This is a genomic window from Bdellovibrio sp. BIS2 (genome assembly GCF_055398295.1).
In genome coordinates, this window is the sequence record NZ_AP035879.1 from 3,683,943 (window position 1) to 3,698,065 (window position 14,123).

Below are 14,123 nucleotides of genomic sequence, written 5' to 3' on the forward strand. Positions count from 1 at the left end.
TAGAAACGCCGAAGAGGGTCTTCGGCGTCCGGTCCGTCCAGATTCAGGGACGGACAATCTTGGATATTAGATTAAAATCAGTTGCAGCTTTTGCCCCAGGTGTTGGCAGTTCTATCACCCACACCAATGTGCAAAGAGGCGCTGCCATAGTGACCAATCGCACGCAGGCGTTTGGCTTTACGCATTTTGCAAAGCTCGCGGAAGGCGCGGTCCGCTTCACTGTTGCTGGCGAAACGAACGTCGATGGAAGTTCCGTACGGATGGCGACCGGCGGCCCCGCCGACGTTTTTGTTGTAGGGCTCAGGTCTCCACCAGTTGTAGATCTGGCTGATTTTAAGGCCTTTCGCAGAAAGATCCTGAAGGATGCGCACACCCGCGATTGGATATTTCCAGGTGCTTTCATCCGGGTGAATCAGGTTGTGCGCCTGGGACGAACCGTAGGTGCAACGGAATGTGTTCACACTGCGTGGATTCGGACGAACCAGCTCATCACACCAGGAAGAGCCGTTGGTCTCTTTGGAGCATTTTGCAAGGAACTCTTCTTTTTTGGACAGCCCCAGGTTCACTTGCTTTTTTTGTGACGTGGAGGCTTTCACACAACCCAGCGCCTGAATGTCTTCGCTGATGGCTTCCGTAATGTCGTTGTGAATGTGGTCGGCGATATCGTGACTATCTTCGACCGTGGTGTCTGTGGGGTCGGTGATATTTTGGGAATCGTTTTGTGCTGAAGAAGTGCTGGAATAGTTCTGGAAGTCTTCTGATCCACCCTGACATCCGATAAGAGGCAAGCCCAGAGCGACGATCATAGTGATAGCGTGATTCTTAATTTTCATCTGATCTCCTTCATTGCGTTTTCGCAAGGAAGTGTCAGCCTACAATGCTTACATATTTTTCATAGACAGGACCCCCTCGTTCTGGAGGAAGGGTTAGTAAAAAGCGAGGCAGCTTTAAATAAGCGCATCCAGTTCAGAGAATACTCTGAAAGAAGATTTGTCTTTTAGCACAGGACCAACCCCTTCAAGACCAAAAGAGGTATAAAGTTCAAACACCAAGGAGTTTTCATGAAGCCACTGCTGTTGTGCTTACTGTTGTTCTCGTCCACGAGCTTCGCCTTTGCCGCAGATCTGCCGGTGGTGGATCAAGTGGACATTCCCCGCTATATGGGAAAGTGGCACGAGATCGCCTCGATCCCTCAATCTTTTCAAAAACAATGTGTGAGTAACACCACCGCAGAGTACGAACTACTGACCGACACCAACGAAGTGAAAGTTCTGAATTCGTGTCAGACCGCCAGCGGCGATCGCAGTCAGTCTGAGGGCCGTGGCAAAGTCGTGGATCCCACGACGAACGCCAAACTGAAAGTGACGTTCGTAAAAATTGGCGACCGCTGGATTTACATTTTTGGAGGAAAGTACTGGATCATCCGCCTGGATGAAAACTATCAGTTCGCGGTGGTGGGCCACCCAAGCCGCGATTACGGCTGGATTCTGTCACGCACTCCGGATCTGCCCGCAGCGACACTGAAGGACCTGACGATATTTTTGCAGGACAAGGGATATGATCCCTGCAAGTTCCTGACAACCCCGCAAGACGGTGGACTTACCGAACAGAAGCCGCTTTGCCAACTGTAGGCGGTAAACTTTCAAGCTCGCGAATCAGATTCTGGTTGGCGAGTTCCCATTCCGGTTCTTCGTCATCCATCAGGTCTTCGGTCAGCATACGAAGCACCGAAAATAAAATCCAGTCCGCCAGCTCCCCGGCCTGAACCGAAGTTTCGGGCCACAGGTGCCGACCCACGAAAGCCCTGGTGGGCGCGAGCTTGGCGTGATCTTCGGTCATAAGATGTTGCCACTTGGGATCAGGATCAGAAGAAAAATCACGCATCCGAATATAGTTATATTGAAAGTCATCAAGACCATCGTGATAAAGCGCTTTCACCATCGCCCGGCGGTCATTGAAGTGATACACAGCCAGCACATCAGCAAAGAATTCCGAATACGCTCCCATGCGCGAACTGATGTGACGAAACTCGGGCGAATAGTAAAGCGCCGTCGAATCCCCGACAAAATTCACATCCGAAGCTCCTTTTAGAATTGCCAGCTTGCGTGCCGAAAGATCATCCAGCTTTGCAAAAAGATTTTTATACTCATCCCCGGCCGACTTGCGAAGAGCCTCGTGGAAAATCGCATGACCATATTCGTGAGCCGCACTGACGTACAAATTTGAAAGCGGCACTTCGTAACTGCGCCCGTACTTTCCGTAAAACACCATACGATAAGGCACCTGCACGATAGAGCCATTGTCAAAGCTGGCATTATCAGAAGGCCCCCCGATCACAAGATTCACGGAAGCGGTGGATTGAAAGGTCTGAGCCATTTCATTGAAGATGTCAGACAGACTTGCCGCCAGTTCACAGTCCTGGTGCTCGAGAAAGATCACTTCACGAACTGCACCGTTTACGCCTTTGCAGGAACCCACAGTGGCCGCTTGAACCGGAGAAACGGAAGAAAGAAGAAGGGAAATAAAAAAGCTCAACATGCCTGGAAATATAGACACGTTGAGCTTTATTCGAAATAGGCGTGGAAAGAATTACCCTATTTTACCTTAACTTTAATCTTGGCGTTGGTTTTGGAGCGGCAAGTGGATTCCATCGCAACGGTGGAGCACTCCATTTTTCCGCAGCTCAGGGTCAAGACACGGTTTTCTTTGTTCAGGTCTTTGGTTTCAGCTTTCCAATCAGCGCAGGCTTTTTTCCAATTCACACGGGCTTCTTTCAGGAGTGGAGCTGCATCGCCTTCGATTTCGTCTTCGCTTTGGATAACTTCGTACTCGTTTTGAGTTTTAGAGCCTTTTTTGATTTCGATGGTGGTGTCGCCATCAGCCGGGATGTCTTTCACGCCGACGGATTGAGCAAAAGCAAAGGAGCTGATCAGGGACAGGGAAAGGATCAATTTCATCATAGGATTCACCTCGGTAAGTTGAATAATCCTCGCGCAAGGAATGAGGAACAGCAAGCAACGACCCACCCCAACAATTCCCAGTTAACACCTCCAACCTCCCCACCCCTCCCCGGGGGCAAGGGGCAAAGCCCCAAAAAGGCGGCGCCGAAGGCCAGCCAGAAAAACCGCGGCGCCCGCAGGGCCAGCCAGAAATCCCCCAAGCACCACCGCCCAGTTATCCCATTCCCCAGTATTTTCGATAGCTTCGGGTATTTCAGTTAGTTTGGGAGGGGAACCCCCGAAGGAGGGCCTCTGGCGGGGCCACGATGGCCCGAACCGGGGCCCCGCCCCGGCGCCAGCAGAGCCCGGACGGCGTGCCCGACGAAGCGGGGTTCCCCTCCCAAACTAACTGAAATGCGCGGCGAGTTATCGAATGTAATCCCCCCACCAATGGGATACATCCAGCGGTGGCCGGGTCCCATACAATAGCTCTCTTGACGAATCCCGCTAGGTCCGGAAGGAAGCAACGGCACTCGAGGGACTATGTGATATGGGGTGCTCGGCCACTTTTTTTCCTGTTTGTGATGAGGGGTGGGTTTTGTCTTATCAGGTGATTGCACGCAAATGGCGTCCCCAATCATTTACCGACGTTGTCGGGCAAAATCATATTACCCAAACACTTTCCAATGCCCTTAAAAACGGTCGCTTGCCTCACGCCCTGCTTTTCACAGGTCCGCGTGGTACAGGAAAAACCTCTTCCGCTCGTATCCTTGCCAAAGCCCTTCGCTGCCCGAATGCCCAGAACTTTGTTCCGTGCAACGAGTGTGATTCCTGCAAAGAAATCGCAGGGGGTTCCAGCATCGACGTGATCGAAATCGATGGAGCTTCCAACAACGGTGTGGATGCGATCCGTGAGCTTCGCGACACTGTGGCTTTCATGCCTTCCAGTGGAAAATACAAAATCTATATCATCGACGAAGTGCACATGCTTTCCACCAGCGCCTTCAACGCCCTGTTGAAGACATTGGAAGAGCCGCCTTCCCACGTGGTGTTCATCATGGCCACCACCGAAGTGCACAAGATCCCGCAGACGATTCTGTCCCGCTGTCAGCGTTTTGATTTCCGCCGTATCTCCACCCGCTCTATCACCGAGCGCCTGAAACTGATCTGTGATCGTGAAGGCGTGACTGCGGATGATGAAGCTTTGTGGGTGGTGGCTCGTCAGGGTGACGGATCCATGCGTGACTCGCAAAGTTTGCTGGATCAGGTGATCACTTTTGCCAACGGTCCTTTAACCCGCGCCAGTGTGGTTGAAATCCTGGGTCTGACCGACCGGGCTTTGCTTTTTGAAACTCTGAACGCCCTGATTGATCGCAACTCTCAGGCGATTTTGAAAGTGATTGAGAAAATCGCTGCGGCCGGTTTTGAGCCGCACTTGTATTCTCAGGATCTTTTGGAAATGATCCGCAACCTGCTTCTGATCAAGGTGTCTGAAGCGCAAGCCAGTCAGATTCTGGAAATGCCGGATTCTGAACTGCAGGCTTTGAGCGAAATGGCTCAGCGTCTGCCGGAAGAAGACATCCACATGCTCTTCGACATGGCTTTAAAAGGCGGTTCGGACATTCCTCGCGCCCAGGATCCTCGCATTGTGCTTGAAGTGACTTTGCTGCGCATGGCTTCAGCTCCCAAACTTGTGGATCTGAAGACTTTGTTGCAAGGCGGATCTATTCCCACTCACAGCGCAGGTGGGGCCAGGCCCTACGTTCCGCCGGTAAGCCTTCCCGTAAAAGGACATGATCGCATCGAGGAATCCCAGAAGGTTCTAGATGGCCCGACCGGCCTTGAGGCGATGAAGGCAGCGCTGAACAAAGCTTCTTCCGCGGCCTCTTCCCTGAAATCAAATCCCGCACCAGTGGCAAAGCCTGCGGCGACCGCACCGGCCGCTCCGGTTCCGGCAGCTCAACCAACTCCGGTTGTTGAAAGCAAACCGAAAATTGCCTCTGGTTCCACCTCTAAAGAGCGCTGGGTGAACTTTGTCGAAATGCTTCGCCAGGACGACGCTTTGTTTGCAGCAAAAGTGGAAAATTTACTGTTTGTTAAGGAAGAGGGAAAGCTGATCAGCCTTGGCGTTCCTGTGAAATTGGCCTTCCTGAAAGACCAAATGGCTGACGCCCAAGTGCGCAAAAAACTACAGGGATTTATTGATTCGTACTGGGGTGCTGGGTATTCTTTTGAAGTATTGATGAGTCGTGATCAGGTCGGCGAATCCGCCCAAGCCATCCAGCAGAAAAAAGTGCAGATGGCCGAAGAGGATCTGCGCAACAAGATCATTGAAAACCCGATGGTTAAAGCCGCTCAAACCGTGTTCAAGGGACAAATCAAGTCCATCGTTGAACTGAACAAGCGCGGCCACTAAAAAAGGAGATTTTATGAAGGGTATGCCCGGCGGAATGGCCCAGCTGATGAAGCAAGCCAACCAAATGCAGATGAAAATGAAGAAAGCCCAGGAAGAACTTGCAAAAGTTGAGTACGAAGCGACTTCCGGTGGCGGCGCTGTAAAAGTAAAAGTGAACGGCGACCACTTGATCACTGCTTTGACCATCGACCCTGAAGTTTTGAAAGCTGGCGATGTTGAGATGCTTCAGGACATGATCCTGTCTGCAACCAACGAAGCAGTTAAAACAGCCCGTGATACTTCCGCTAAAGAAATGGAAAAAATCACTGGCGGCCTGAATATCCCAGGAATGTTTTAATTTAGATGTTACACATTAGCGCCCTTGAAAAATTAGTCCACGAGTTGAGCCGTCTGCCTGGTATCGGGCCAAAGACTGCTCAGCGTCTGGCTTATTACATTCTGCGCACCGGGAACGAATACCCGGAACGTTTGAGTGAGGCGCTTTTGCGCGTCAAGGCTGAAGTTCACGACTGCCCGACCTGCTTCAACTACACCGACACCGATGTCTGCCGTTATTGTGAGGATTCTCACCGTTCCGACGAATCCATCTGTGTCGTGGAAGAACCCTCCGATATCATGAGAATTGAATCTTCGGGCGCGTTCCGTGGCCGCTACCATGTTTTGCATGGGGCGATCTCTCCACTGGAAGGCATCGGTCCTAAAGAATTGAAAATCAAAGAGCTGATCGACCGAGTTGAAGACGGTTTGAACGGCACGGGTCCTGCGATCAAGGAAATCATCCTTGCATTGGATGCGGACCTTGAGGGCGACACCACCATTTTGTACCTGGCGAAGCAACTGCAGGGCAAAGGCTTGAAACTTTCTCGCATTGCCCATGGAGTTCCTATTGGCAGCGACATCGATTTCGTAGATGATAGAACGATGGGTCGCGCCCTGCAAAACCGCGTGGAGCTGTAATGTCCTTTATTAACTACAATGCCAAAGAAATTCACTGCAAAGTCGTGTACTACGGCCCCTCCTTGGGCGGTAAAACCACGAACATCCAGTGGGTTTATCAAAAAACAGCAGAGGACCAAAAATCCAAGCTGGTGGCATTGAATACGGACATTGAGCGCACCTTGTTCTTTGACTTCCTGCCACTGAACGTCGGTGACATCCGTGGTTTTAAAACCCGCTTCCACCTGTACACCGTTCCGGGTCAGGTTGTTTACGATGCTTCCCGCAAGCTGATCCTGAAAGGACTGGACGGCGTGATCTTCGTGGCGGACTCTCAAATTGAGCGTATGGATGAAAACTTAGAGTCCCTGCGCAATCTGGAAAGAAACCTGGAACAACAAGGCTATGACATCCGCGAAATCCCGCTGATCATGCAGTACAACAAGCGTGATTTGCCGAACGTGGCGTCCCTGGCAGAGCTTAGAAGCGCTCTGAACCCTTATAACGCCCCTGAAATCGAAGGCTGCGCTTCTGAAGGCCGTGGCGTCTTTGAATCGCTTAAAACCGTTTCTAAATCCATTATCAACGTGTTGAAAGGTGGCACCACTCTATAGAGTTTGGCCGTCAGGGCTGGGCTTTTGTGGGGTTGCATTTCGTTCTCTTCGTGCTATATGAGGCCCATCTGTATTCATTTGGGTTACAATAGGCCCGAGGTAGATATGTCTTATGATATTGCTGCTGATATTCAGCGCCTGAAAAAAGAAAAAAACGCCGTCATTCTGGCTCACTATTATGAAGATGGTGATATCCAGGATATCGCCGATTATGTCGGTGACAGCTTCTATCTGGCGAAAATGGGCCAACAAGTTCAGCAAGACACCATCCTGCTTGCCGGTGTTGTGTTCATGGCTGAAAGCGTGAAGATCCTAAATCCCACCAAAACAGTTTTGGTTCCGGACATGGAAGCCAGTTGTTCTCTTGTTAAAGGCGCGCCTTACGATCAGTACCTGGCTTGGCGCCGTCAGCACCCGGACGGGATTGCGGTGACTTACATTAACTCCAGTGCGGAAGTGAAATCCATTTCTGATGTGATCATCACTTCTTCCAATGCTCAGCAGATCGTGGAATCCATTCCGAAAGACCGCAAGATTTTGTTCGGACCGGATCAGCATCTGGGTCGTTGGTTGATGAAAAAACTGAATCGTGAATTTGTCCTGTGGCCAGGGGCGTGCGAAGTGCACGTGCTGTTCAATGCCCGCAAACTTCACGAACTGATTGCCCAGCACCCGGACGCCGTGGTGATTGCGCACCCTGAGTGCGATGAATCCGTTTTGCAATATGCTTCGGTGGCAGGCTCCACTTCCCGTTTGCTGGAAGAAGTTCAAAAGAACCCGGCGAAGAAGTTCATCGTGGCGACTGAAACCGGCATCTTCCACCAAATGCAGAAACTTCGTCCGGACGTGACGCTGATTCAGGCACCGGTTCTGGATGCAGGCTGTTCTTGCAACAACTGCCCGTACATGAAGATGAACAACATGGAAAAAATCAAACACGCTTTGGAAACATTCCAGCCTCAAGTGGGCCTGGATGAGGCATTGCGCCTGAAAGCCAAGGTGTCTTTGGATCGCATGATGGACATCACCAGCGGCAAACCCGTCAGCTGGCCTGCGGAATTCACGGTTTAATTCTTTATGGACTCTTTGGTTCTTTCCGAACAACTGACAGAGTCCGCGCAAAAGCTTCTTCAATCACCGGGCTTGCAAGTTCATGCCCGCCCGGAATGGGGAAGCCACAATCCCGCACATCGCGATCTGATCCGTACGGAAATTCAAAAACTTCTTCCTGAAAACTGGCATTCATCCACTTCCCACACGGAAGGATTGGGTGTCATCGTGCTTTCCCCCCATCCGATTGGTGTGGATGTTGAAGTCACCGAACGTGTGAGCGACAAAACCGTGGCTCGCGTGTCATCACAAGAAGAACTGGCAGCGGCGCCAAGTGCGGCGGCTTTGTGGTGTGCGAAAGAGGCTTGTTTTAAAGCACTTCGTTCCTATGATCAGCCCTCGGTGATCTCTAAAATTTCTATAGGGTCGTGGGAAAATATAGATTCTCAGACTGAGACATTCCGTCTTTCAAACTATGAAACGTTTAATTCCTCCTCTGAAAACAGGGGTGTCGTGAAGAAAATTTCCACCTGGAGTTTGGCCTTTTTTATTTTTCCCTCTTAACTTTGGTCGAGTCCTGCCGAAGAGTTTATTAACCGACGCTAATGCAGTTTGTTTTTAAGGTAGGTGAAAAATGGGAAGTTCAAAATACAACCGCAGAGTGGCTCCAAGGACCGAAGTCTCTCCCATTCATATTTCGTATCTCACATCACTGGATGACTTTGCAAAGATCGCAAAGAACAGTGAGATCGTCGAAGCCTCTTCCACCGGACTTTTGCTTCTGGTGAAGCGCGAGGATCTGATTCCATCAGCCCTGCGCAAGACGCTGACCCTGGATTGCCTGATTGGCGACCGCGTGTTCATGCATCTGGAGGAAATGAATCTTGAAGTTTCTGGCGTGATTACGCGCACGCAGCTTCTGGGCAAAAAAGGTTTCTATGTGGCTGTGGACTACAGCGACGAGGCGCCGGAGTACTGGCGTGAGTGCCTGATGGATCTGCTGCCCCGCCCGGGCGAGCTTGATTAAAACACCACGAAAACCACCAGTCGCGGGGTCGAAAGATCCCGCGATTTTTTTGCAATCTTTTCAGTTGGCCGCCATTTGAGTGGAGCCCCTTCGGACCCGGGTTTATGATCCCGGCCTGATGAAAGTGCTGCTGTTCACCCTTCTTCTTCTTGCCGTGCTGGCCCCTTCCCAGGTGGCCGTGCAACGTGTGCTGTGCCCGGCCCTGCTGCCGGTCAATGCCAGCACCGATGTTGACCAAGGCCTTTCTGAAGACCAACTGAATCAACTGCTGACGCTTTTCCAAAAAATCTATCCCGACATCGACTTTCAATCGAGCTGGTTTAACAACACCATCAATGCCCAGGCCCTGCGGTTTGATGAATCCAAGCTGATCATCGTCTATGGCGGATTGGTGCGCGAGCCCACCACCACCCCAGACAGCCTGGCCCTGATGATCTGCCATGAGGTCGGCCACCACAAAGGCGGCAAACCCTACTTCCCGGACGGCGACGGCAAAGACACGTGGGCTTCGGCCGAAGGCGCGGCGGACTATTATTCCATTCGTGGCTGCTTCACCCGCATAGCTTCAATGATGAAAACCCCGACAGTGCGCCTGTCAGAACGCGATGAAGCTTTGCTTGAGCAGACTTGTGCTAATTCCGCCAAACCCACCGTCTGCCGTCGCGCTTTGCAGTCCGGCGCCCTGATGGCTCGCTTGCAGTGGAATGTGTTTTCAAATAATCAGCCGGTCCCGGCTTTGGATGCCGAAGAAATAAATCTGCCGCCAGCCACGTTGTTAGGCTACCCAAGCCCGCAATGCCGACTGGACACGTTCCGCGCCAGTGCGCTTTTGCAAGAACGCCCCGCTTGCTGGTATCGCCCTCTTTAAGGCATCAGGTGTCTTAACTTTAGACAGCTCCGTTTGGTCAAATCGAAGCAGCATTATTTAAAACAGGTACAGGCCTTGCTTTAGACAGAAGCTTGAAATCAACCAAGGAGTCTGTTCCATGAAGATCGCCGCCACTTCCCTGCTGTTTTGTTCTTTGCTTCTTAGTGCGTTTTCCGCCTCTGCGGGCATGACCAGCGGGACTATCGGAGTGAGCCTGACTATCGTGGAAGCTGGCCGCCTTTCCTCCGACGTCACCAGCGAGCCTTCCCAGCTTCGCGATATCAAAGCCCTGAGCATTCTGACAGAAGCCAGAGACGGTGCGGTGGTGGATGTTTACATCAATCGCCAACTGATCACTTCCGTGCGCTCGCAAAAAGGTGTTGTGAACTTTGAACTGAATTGGACTTCCGAAGACAAAATGAATCTGGAGCTTCGCTCTGGCGGCAAAGTGCTTGAGCCTTTGCAAACCGCCTACATCACTCCGAGCACAACGATGATTCCCAAGATGTCGACTCAAGGCTATCAGCGCCAGGTTCTGGTGACCAATGAGGATGGCTCTCAGAGCACGAAGACTATTGAAGTGAAAACTGTGGTGGTTGAATACTAGGTGGCGATTGGAAATTTGAGATTGGGAATTGGATTTAGGAATGAAATAAAAAACCCCGCTTTGTTGGCGGGGTTTTTCTTTTTATAGATCTGAGAATGGTGGCAATCCGATTTCTGAAACCAGCACTACGGAATAGTGCGGTGGCAGGAACCAGCTCAGGGCTTCGGCGATGCCCTGGTGTTCTTTGGTTGGTGGGTTCCCCAAAGACTCCAGGGAGAATGCCAGGTCGTAGTGTTTGCGGTCCTGGCTCATCACCAGAATGCGCGGGCGCAGAACGCCCTGATCGCGGAAGAATTCTTTCAGGATGTTGCGAACATACTGAGGCAGATAGTGTGGCGCCGGAGGACCTGCGTGCAGACCCTGACCTTTTTCCATTTCCACGGTGCCTACCGGAGACTGAGCAGCCTCTTGATAGAATCGGCCGGTTTCTTTGAAGTTCCAAAGCATGCCGTAAGTGAATACATAGTCGGGATAGGACTTCATGGGATTCACAACCAAGCCCACACCTTTGGTGGCGGCCCATTGCATGATTTTGTTTGCGGGCTCTGTCGCCTCTGCGCCGGTTTCCACCAGCAGGTAAGGCCAGCCATCCGGACCTTGTTGAGGGACTTCATGGATCAGCTTGACGTTGCCTTGAGTGACCGCCATGAAAAAGTCGATCTCCCACTGATGGTCACGTTGTTCATCGGGGGTGTTTACGATTTCAATCAGGTTCATAGTCACTCCTAAAATACAAAAAGGCCGGGGAAACCCAGCCTTTTTATGCCCCTTTCGGGGCGAGGTCAACAAGCCACCAGAGCGTGTCGCGAGAGATCGGGCTTATTAAAGCCCCGCTCTTAATACTCCTCTACGATAACGATAGTTTTGTAACCGCTTTCGTAACGGATTTTGCCGTTCTGATCGTACTTAGGCTTACCAGTGCGAGTATCCAGCACTGGAACAATGCCACGGTCCGCTGCAGTCACAGCACGGTGGATGGTTTGAATTTGAGATTTATGAACGCGCACGCAACCAGAGGACGCACGTTTACCCAGCATCGCCTCACCAGCTGCTTCACCGCCGGAAAGATCCGGCGGCACCTGGTGAACTGCCAAGCCGCGCTGTTCATTGAAGAACATCGCAAATGGCATCTGGAATTTGGATTCGCCAGAACGGTAGTTGTAACCGTGAACGCGCTTAATAGTATAGAAGCCGCGAGTAGTATGTCTCCAGTGGGAAGACGTCGTGCCTTTGAAAATCTTGTTCACAACACCGCGCACTTTGCTGATGTATTCAACGTCTTCACGGCCGGTGGAAACATATGTGGAAAGCATCAACTGACGGTTTGTGTACAAGCGCAGAGTCTGAGCCTGGGAGCCGGATGCCGCTTTATTGATGACGATCACGTTCGTGTACTGGCTCAGGTAAGTTTCACCACGCAGATAAGCCTGCTCATTGAACAAACGGCCACGAGGAGCTTCGTAAGAATCCTCTACCATCAGTTTGCGCTCCAGAGCGGAAGATTGAGCAAAAGCATTAAAGGAGGCCAAAGTTGCCACCAGCAGAAGGCCAAATACAGTCAGTAGACGATTCATGATCTCTCCTCTTTAGAAAATTATTCCGCCTCAGGGACGAAATTCGTCGTTTCAAGATGGAGAGCTTCTAGCAGAAAGATTACATAGCCCGTACAAAATTTGTGCATTGTGTAACAATTGTGTATTCAGGAATTTTGTTCAAGCAAAGGAGGGCTAAATATGCGGCGGCAGATTTTAGGCATAAAAAAACCACCTTGGCGGTGGTTGATTTAAACTTCTTAGAAGAAGTTTGGTAGGGAATGCCGGATTCGAACCGACGACATCCACCTTGTAAGGGTGGCGCTCTACCAACTGAGCTAATTCCCTATCGTCTTGAGAGGACCATTTCTAACAACGGTCCGTCCCTTAATCAATATCTTTTTTTAATTTTAGTACTTTTTTAGTGCCTTCAGGTCGTCCATGCACGTTTTCTGGGTCAAAGTCGCTGAAATCTTCATAATTTGCATATGAATCAGCTCTTCGGTCCCACGCTGCTCCAGCGCCCCGAAGGAAAGAAGCATCACAGCCTCCGTCGGCAGGTTCCCGCGCAACGGTGGAAGTGGAGAATCTTTCTGATCAAAGGCCGTCAGCTGAACACGGAAGGTTGTTCCGCCCTTGCTGGTCATCTGAGAAAGAACCTTTTTGTTTCTTTCAATACCCACACCCGTCGCGATCACACGGCAGGTTTCGCCGTCGAACTGCTTCACCTGAAGCTGGCGAACACCGGTGGATTTCTGACGAACCACTTTCAGTGCAAAGTAAGATGTGAATTCACCCTGTTGGGCTTTCCAAAGACCCTGGATGTCCTGCCATGGGAATGGCTGCGCCAGGTGCATTGGCCATGGGACCCAGCGGTCGTCGCTGGCTGGCATGATGTGCTCTTCATCCTTCGCAAAGGCAGTTGCAGAGAACGTCAGTCCCGATAGAGTCACCAAAGTTGCGATCAAAATTTTGCTCAACATGAATCCCCCTTAGTGCTCGAAATGAACTCGAGCCGCTTTATTCATGTAATATCCGTTTTTGGCTCTAAAGATATATTTAGGTTTTTCGTAATCCGGTTCAATCAGTTTACGCAGACGTTTGATCGTCACGTAAATCTTATTGTCGTGGATGGCAGGATCATAAGGCTGCTTCCAGACATTCTCAACCAGGAATTCTTTGGAATAAATCTGACCCTGGTTCTGAACGAACAGGCGCAGAAGATCCAATAATATGAACTGGTTTTTAAAATCAATGCGACCCAGTTTCTTTTCGATCACAGAGTGGTTGGCCTCATCAAAGATAAGGTCGAAGTTGCTCTGGGTTTCGCCACCGATTTTTTCCGCCAGGTTTTTCACCATGCGCGCCAGACGTTTGTGGTTTTCAGTGTCCACAGATCTTTGTGCCAGAGTGATGTAAGTGCGGGCCATGTCCTTGTCGCCGATTTCAAAGTATGTGTCCGCCAGGGCGCCCATCAGATAGTTGGACATAACCACGTTGCGGGTTTCACGAACGATATCGTAGGCCTTCCACAGAACCTCAATAGCTTCGTCATACTTTTTCATCTGTTTCAGGATGTCTGCATTCAGGAACAGGGAGGACGCCTGCAGATCCGGCATCTGATAAACCTGGAAGAAGACCTGAAGATTGTAGATCTCTTTCAAAGCATCAGAATAGCGAGCGGAAGACGGATGAGAGTACACCATCGCAAGACCGAAGATGGCGTGACAGATGTCTTCCTTGTTGTCAGAAGCAAGCGCGATAGCCAGGGCCTTTTGGAGATAGTCCATGGCTGTGTCGATTTGACCTTTGTACGACGCACACACCGCGAGCGTGTAGTACGTCTTGGAATTCAGTTCGAAGCCCTCTTTCAGAACCAAATCCTGGAGTTTTTCTTTTGTCAGATTCACTTCTTCAAATTGCTCACGCTCTGCAAAGATACGCAGAAGCAAATTGATGCACTTCAAGTATTGAGAGAAATTCTTCTCGGCAAAGAAAGCTTTCGTCGCTTCCTGAAGATTGTCCACGGCAGGCGTGAACTCTCCCCGGTCGTAGTAAAGCTTGCCGAGCTCGAAAGCACGATCAGTAGGGCTCATAAGGTCTTAAAACTCCAAAACAAAAAACAAATTACTCG

The 14,123-nt window shown here is 50.8% G+C and carries 17 protein-coding genes, 1 tRNA gene and 1 other RNA gene; 11 read left to right on the forward strand and 8 right to left on the reverse strand.

The features are described 5' to 3' along the window. Positions 1-77: 77 nt before the first annotated feature. On the reverse strand, positions 78-833 hold the full coding sequence (locus ACZ520_RS17605) for a hypothetical protein (RefSeq protein WP_088563900.1): 756 nt from the start codon (positions 831-833) through the stop codon (positions 78-80). Positions 834-1,061: 228 nt separating this feature from the next. Here ACZ520_RS17605 and ACZ520_RS17610 point away from each other — a divergent pair, with 228 nt between their 5' ends. Next, on the forward strand, positions 1,062-1,631 hold the full coding sequence (locus ACZ520_RS17610) for a lipocalin family protein (protein ID WP_088563899.1): 570 nt from the start codon (positions 1,062-1,064) through the stop codon (positions 1,629-1,631). Here the strand turns inward: ACZ520_RS17610 and ACZ520_RS17615 are convergent. After that, positions 1,600-2,538 carry a hypothetical protein gene (locus ACZ520_RS17615; RefSeq protein ID WP_464126818.1) on the reverse strand — a complete coding sequence of 313 codons (939 nt, stop codon included), beginning with the start codon at positions 2,536-2,538 and terminating at the stop codon, positions 1,600-1,602. The two genes, ACZ520_RS17610 and ACZ520_RS17615, sit on opposite strands and share 32 nt — an antisense overlap. A 56-nt stretch (positions 2,539-2,594) precedes the next feature. Beyond that, the gene (locus ACZ520_RS17620; protein ID WP_038450262.1) at positions 2,595-2,960 is read right to left on the reverse strand and encodes a hypothetical protein; all 366 of its coding nucleotides are present in this window, start codon (positions 2,958-2,960) and stop codon (positions 2,595-2,597) included. Positions 2,961-3,408: 448 nt separating this feature from the next. On the opposite strand from ACZ520_RS17620, the gene ffs reads away from it, so the two are divergent. The 10 genes from ffs to ACZ520_RS17670 all read left to right on the forward strand — a co-directional run bounded on the left by ffs (position 3,409) and on the right by ACZ520_RS17670 (position 10,457). Continuing rightward, positions 3,409-3,507: signal recognition particle sRNA small type (ffs, locus tag ACZ520_RS17625), an RNA gene on the forward strand. A 30-nt stretch (positions 3,508-3,537) separates the two neighbouring features. Next, positions 3,538-5,355 carry a DNA polymerase III subunit gamma/tau gene (dnaX, locus tag ACZ520_RS17630; protein ID WP_464126820.1) on the forward strand — a complete coding sequence of 606 codons (1,818 nt, stop codon included), beginning with the start codon at positions 3,538-3,540 and terminating at the stop codon, positions 5,353-5,355. Between the two features lie 13 nt (positions 5,356-5,368). Next, positions 5,369-5,692: a YbaB/EbfC family nucleoid-associated protein gene (locus ACZ520_RS17635; protein ID WP_011166039.1), complete on the forward strand. Its 324-nt coding sequence runs from the start codon at positions 5,369-5,371 to the stop codon at positions 5,690-5,692. Positions 5,693-5,697: 5 nt separating this feature from the next. Further along, positions 5,698-6,312, forward strand: a complete 615-nt coding sequence (recR, locus tag ACZ520_RS17640) for a recombination mediator RecR (protein ID WP_088563896.1) — start codon at positions 5,698-5,700, stop codon at positions 6,310-6,312. Then, positions 6,312-6,905: a GTPase MglA gene (mglA, locus tag ACZ520_RS17645; RefSeq protein ID WP_011166041.1), complete on the forward strand. Its 594-nt coding sequence runs from the start codon at positions 6,312-6,314 to the stop codon at positions 6,903-6,905. The genes recR and mglA overlap by 1 nt, the downstream gene beginning before the upstream one ends. Positions 6,906-7,010: 105 nt before the next feature. Further along, positions 7,011-7,976 carry a quinolinate synthase NadA gene (nadA, locus tag ACZ520_RS17650; RefSeq protein WP_011166042.1) on the forward strand — a complete coding sequence of 322 codons (966 nt, stop codon included), beginning with the start codon at positions 7,011-7,013 and terminating at the stop codon, positions 7,974-7,976. Between the two features lie 6 nt (positions 7,977-7,982). Continuing rightward, positions 7,983-8,519 (forward strand): 4'-phosphopantetheinyl transferase family protein, encoded by a 537-nt coding sequence (locus ACZ520_RS17655; protein ID WP_464126823.1) that lies wholly within the window; start codon positions 7,983-7,985, stop codon positions 8,517-8,519. A gap of 70 nt (positions 8,520-8,589) precedes the next feature. Next, complete coding sequence (locus tag ACZ520_RS17660) at positions 8,590-8,982, forward strand: hypothetical protein (protein WP_088563894.1); 393 nt, start codon at positions 8,590-8,592, stop codon at positions 8,980-8,982. A 118-nt stretch (positions 8,983-9,100) separates the two neighbouring features. Beyond that, the gene (locus tag ACZ520_RS17665; RefSeq protein ID WP_464126826.1) at positions 9,101-9,850 is read left to right on the forward strand and encodes a hypothetical protein; all 750 of its coding nucleotides are present in this window, start codon (positions 9,101-9,103) and stop codon (positions 9,848-9,850) included. A 118-nt stretch (positions 9,851-9,968) separates the two neighbouring features. After that, on the forward strand, positions 9,969-10,457 hold the full coding sequence (locus ACZ520_RS17670; protein WP_416479783.1) for a hypothetical protein: 489 nt from the start codon (positions 9,969-9,971) through the stop codon (positions 10,455-10,457). A gap of 81 nt (positions 10,458-10,538) precedes the next feature. Here ACZ520_RS17670 and ACZ520_RS17675 read toward each other — a convergent pair whose 3' ends face one another. The 5 genes from ACZ520_RS17675 to ACZ520_RS17695 form a co-directional block, all read right to left on the reverse strand. Beyond that, positions 10,539-11,174, reverse strand: coding sequence for a hypothetical protein (locus ACZ520_RS17675; protein WP_464126828.1), 636 nt, complete (start codon positions 11,172-11,174; stop codon positions 10,539-10,541). 119 nt (positions 11,175-11,293) lie between these two features. After that, on the reverse strand, positions 11,294-12,031 hold the full coding sequence (locus tag ACZ520_RS17680; protein WP_088563890.1) for a L,D-transpeptidase: 738 nt from the start codon (positions 12,029-12,031) through the stop codon (positions 11,294-11,296). A 230-nt stretch (positions 12,032-12,261) separates the two neighbouring features. Further along, positions 12,262-12,337 (reverse strand) — tRNA-Val (locus ACZ520_RS17685). 62 nt (positions 12,338-12,399) lie between these two features. Continuing rightward, on the reverse strand, positions 12,400-12,972 hold the full coding sequence (locus tag ACZ520_RS17690) for a hypothetical protein (protein ID WP_374034339.1): 573 nt from the start codon (positions 12,970-12,972) through the stop codon (positions 12,400-12,402). A gap of 9 nt (positions 12,973-12,981) precedes the next feature. Next, positions 12,982-14,085 carry a winged helix-turn-helix domain-containing protein gene (locus tag ACZ520_RS17695; RefSeq protein WP_011166050.1) on the reverse strand — a complete coding sequence of 368 codons (1,104 nt, stop codon included), beginning with the start codon at positions 14,083-14,085 and terminating at the stop codon, positions 12,982-12,984. Positions 14,086-14,123 lie beyond the last annotated feature (38 nt).

Bases quoted from the DNA above. Each gene is read 5' to 3' on its own strand.
- ACZ520_RS17690 (WP_374034339.1), bottom strand. From the start codon at position 12,972: ATGTTGAGCAAAATTTTGATCGCAACTTTGGTGACTCTATCGGGACTG.
- ACZ520_RS17695 (WP_011166050.1), bottom strand. From the start codon at position 14,085: ATGAGCCCTACTGATCGTGCTTTCGAGCTCGGCAAGCTTTACTACGAC.
- ACZ520_RS17670 (WP_416479783.1), top strand. From the start codon at position 9,969: ATGAAGATCGCCGCCACTTCCCTGCTGTTTTGTTCTTTGCTTCTTAGT.
- recR (WP_088563896.1), top strand. From the start codon at position 5,698: ATGTTACACATTAGCGCCCTTGAAAAATTAGTCCACGAGTTGAGCCGT.
- ACZ520_RS17635 (WP_011166039.1), top strand. From the start codon at position 5,369: ATGAAGGGTATGCCCGGCGGAATGGCCCAGCTGATGAAGCAAGCCAAC.
- nadA (WP_011166042.1), top strand. From the start codon at position 7,011: ATGTCTTATGATATTGCTGCTGATATTCAGCGCCTGAAAAAAGAAAAA.
- ACZ520_RS17680 (WP_088563890.1), bottom strand. From the start codon at position 12,031: ATGAATCGTCTACTGACTGTATTTGGCCTTCTGCTGGTGGCAACTTTG.
- ACZ520_RS17665 (WP_464126826.1), top strand. From the start codon at position 9,101: ATGAAAGTGCTGCTGTTCACCCTTCTTCTTCTTGCCGTGCTGGCCCCT.
- ACZ520_RS17620 (WP_038450262.1), bottom strand. From the start codon at position 2,960: ATGATGAAATTGATCCTTTCCCTGTCCCTGATCAGCTCCTTTGCTTTT.
- ACZ520_RS17605 (WP_088563900.1), bottom strand. From the start codon at position 833: ATGAAAATTAAGAATCACGCTATCACTATGATCGTCGCTCTGGGCTTG.
- ACZ520_RS17675 (WP_464126828.1), bottom strand. From the start codon at position 11,174: ATGAACCTGATTGAAATCGTAAACACCCCCGATGAACAACGTGACCAT.
- ACZ520_RS17655 (WP_464126823.1), top strand. From the start codon at position 7,983: ATGGACTCTTTGGTTCTTTCCGAACAACTGACAGAGTCCGCGCAAAAG.
- mglA (WP_011166041.1), top strand. From the start codon at position 6,312: ATGTCCTTTATTAACTACAATGCCAAAGAAATTCACTGCAAAGTCGTG.
- ACZ520_RS17615 (WP_464126818.1), bottom strand. From the start codon at position 2,538: ATGTTGAGCTTTTTTATTTCCCTTCTTCTTTCTTCCGTTTCTCCGGTT.
- ACZ520_RS17610 (WP_088563899.1), top strand. From the start codon at position 1,062: ATGAAGCCACTGCTGTTGTGCTTACTGTTGTTCTCGTCCACGAGCTTC.
- ACZ520_RS17660 (WP_088563894.1), top strand. From the start codon at position 8,590: ATGGGAAGTTCAAAATACAACCGCAGAGTGGCTCCAAGGACCGAAGTC.